This window comes from Vibrio genomosp. F10 str. 9ZD137, from assembly GCF_049974785.1.
In the GTDB taxonomy this organism is placed as follows: Bacteria; Pseudomonadota; Gammaproteobacteria; order Enterobacterales; family Vibrionaceae; genus Vibrio.
This window is the reverse complement of sequence record NZ_JBNGCJ010001064.1, coordinates 1-2,296: the sequence shown is the minus strand read 5'-3', so window position 1 is coordinate 2,296 and position 2,296 is coordinate 1. Positions and strand designations below refer to the sequence as shown.

The following is a 2,296-nucleotide window of genomic DNA, read 5'->3' as shown; positions in this document are numbered from 1 at the left end:
CCAACAGCTGCACCGACACGTAGGCTGCCGCGCTCATCTTTACAAGCGTTTGGTTTACGTTCTGCTTTATGGAAATCTTTTGCAGTGATCATTCCAGTGAGTTGGAAGTCATCATTGACAACAAGCACTTTTTCAACGCGCGCTTCATGCATTTTCTCTTGAACTTCTTCACGAGTTGCACCTTCCTTAACAGAAGCAAGGCGAGCTTTAGGCGTCATTACCGCATCCACTTTCTTAGAAAGATCAGTAACAAAACGAACGTCACGGCCAGTAATAATACCAACAAGTTCGTTTGTTTCAGTAACAACAGGGAAACCGGCAAAACCGTGTTTTTGAGTAAGGGCTACAACATCAGCGATTGTCGCGTCAGGGTTTACAGTTACTGGGTGAGAAACCACACCCGCTTCGTAAATTTTAACCTGATGAACCATTTCAGCTTGCTGCTCGATTGACATATTCTTATGAATAAAACCAATGCCACCTTCTTGCGCGAGGGCAATTGCTAGGCGCGCTTCCGTAACAGTATCCATCGATGCAGAGATCATTGGGATGTTTAAAGAAATGTTTTTCGTCAACTGAGTGCGAAGATCAGCGGTGTTCGGAAGAACAGTAGAGTGTGCAGGGACGAGTAAAACGTCATCAAACGTTAAAGCTTCTTTTGCGATTCGTAGCATTTGCAATATCTCACAACAAAGGTGTTAAAGGGAGTAAATCCGACTCTATCGTTTCGCATAACAGAGTCATTTGGATTTGATATTGCAGACGGATTATACGCAGGGCGCAATCGCTTGGCTACACATTTATCTAACTTTAATTTGCATTTACCCCCTTGCTATGTATTATATTGCCGCTAACTTCCATACTCACGCCCAAGAGTTTCGCTGTGCCCTCTCTGACTAACCCAAATATCTTTACTGTCTCTCGCCTTAATTCTGAAGTCCGATTACTGCTTGAAAATCAGATGGGTATTGTTTGGCTAGTCGGCGAAATCTCAAACTTCTCATCCCCCGTCTCTGGTCATTGGTACCTCACGCTTAAAGATTCCCGCGCTCAAGTAAAATGTGCAATGTTTAAAGGGAACAATCGCCGAGTCACTTTTAAACCCAAAAATGGCCAACAGGTATTAGTGAAAGCACGACTTTCTCTTTATGAACCTCGTGGCGATTACCAGTTGATTATTGACAGCATGCAGCCAGAAGGTGATGGCCAGCTGCAGCAGCAATTTGATGAGTTAAAAATGAAGCTCGCCGCAGAAGGGCTATTTGCACAAACCAATAAATCTCAGCTGCCAGAAAACCCTAAGTGTGTGGGCGTCATTACATCGAAAACGGGAGCGGCTCTTTTTGATATTCTTGATGTACTAAAACGTCGAGATCCAAGCTTACCGGTGATCGTATATCCAACCCTTGTACAAGGTAATGATGCCGCAATCCAGATTGCACAAGCCATTGGACGAGCAAACAGTCGGCAAGAATGTGATGTTCTCATCGTTGGCCGTGGTGGTGGCTCTCTGGAAGATCTTTGGTGTTTTAACAATGAGATCGTTGCTCGGACCATCGCAGCCAGCCAGATTCCAATTATCAGTGCAGTAGGTCACGAGATTGATGTCACTATCGCTGATTTTGTCGCTGACATGCGAGCGCCCACGCCTTCAGCCGCAGCAGAACTGGTCAGTCGTGATACCAGCAATAAATCTCAGTCTTTTGCTGCAAAGCAGCGAAACCTGATTAATGCCATGCGTCATTACATGTCGCTACAGAGCGCCAATGTGTCACAGCTCACTCATCGATTAGACAAGCAACACCCGAGCGTTCAACTCCAGCAACAAAGCCAACAAATCGACCAACTCGAAGCTCGTCTAGTTCATGCATCAAAGCAATACTTAAATCATCACCAGACCAGGCTCAATAACCTCGCGCACAAGTTAAAACTGCACTCTCCTGCAATGCAATTGAGTAAACAAACGTCTCACTTATCTCGCTCAGAGCAAAAACTCATTGATGCCATGAAAAGTCTGTTAGTCAATCGCCGTTACCAGTTCAATTTGATGACCGAAAAGCTGGATACGGTTAGCCCTCTTGCTACATTACTGCGTGGCTATTCGATTACTAAAGACAGTCGTGAAAATGTGATTACTCATCATGATCAAGTCAAAACAGGTGATCAGATCACAACTCGCTTAGCTGATGGCGAAATACAGTCAATCGTTAGGTAGCGTGTTACTGCATTAGCTGGTTAGCCTAAGTACAGATTCAGTCACTCAATACTGATGCTCTAATCTCTAATCTCTAATCTC

Annotated in this window: 2 protein-coding genes; one reads left to right on the top strand and one right to left on the bottom strand. The window is 44.6% G+C overall.

Annotated elements, in window-relative coordinates; translation table 11 throughout:
* A partial coding sequence (locus ACP45E_RS22450) for an IMP dehydrogenase (protein ID WP_141707500.1) occupies window positions 1-674 on the bottom strand: 674 nt, incomplete at its 3' end.
* Between the two features lie 209 nt (window positions 675-883).
* On the opposite strand from ACP45E_RS22450, the gene xseA reads away from it, so the two are divergent.
* Window positions 884-2,215 (top strand): exodeoxyribonuclease VII large subunit, encoded by a 1,332-nt coding sequence (xseA, locus tag ACP45E_RS22445; protein ID WP_017037649.1) that lies wholly within the window; start codon window positions 884-886, stop codon window positions 2,213-2,215.
* Window positions 2,216-2,296: the final 81 nt, after the last annotated feature.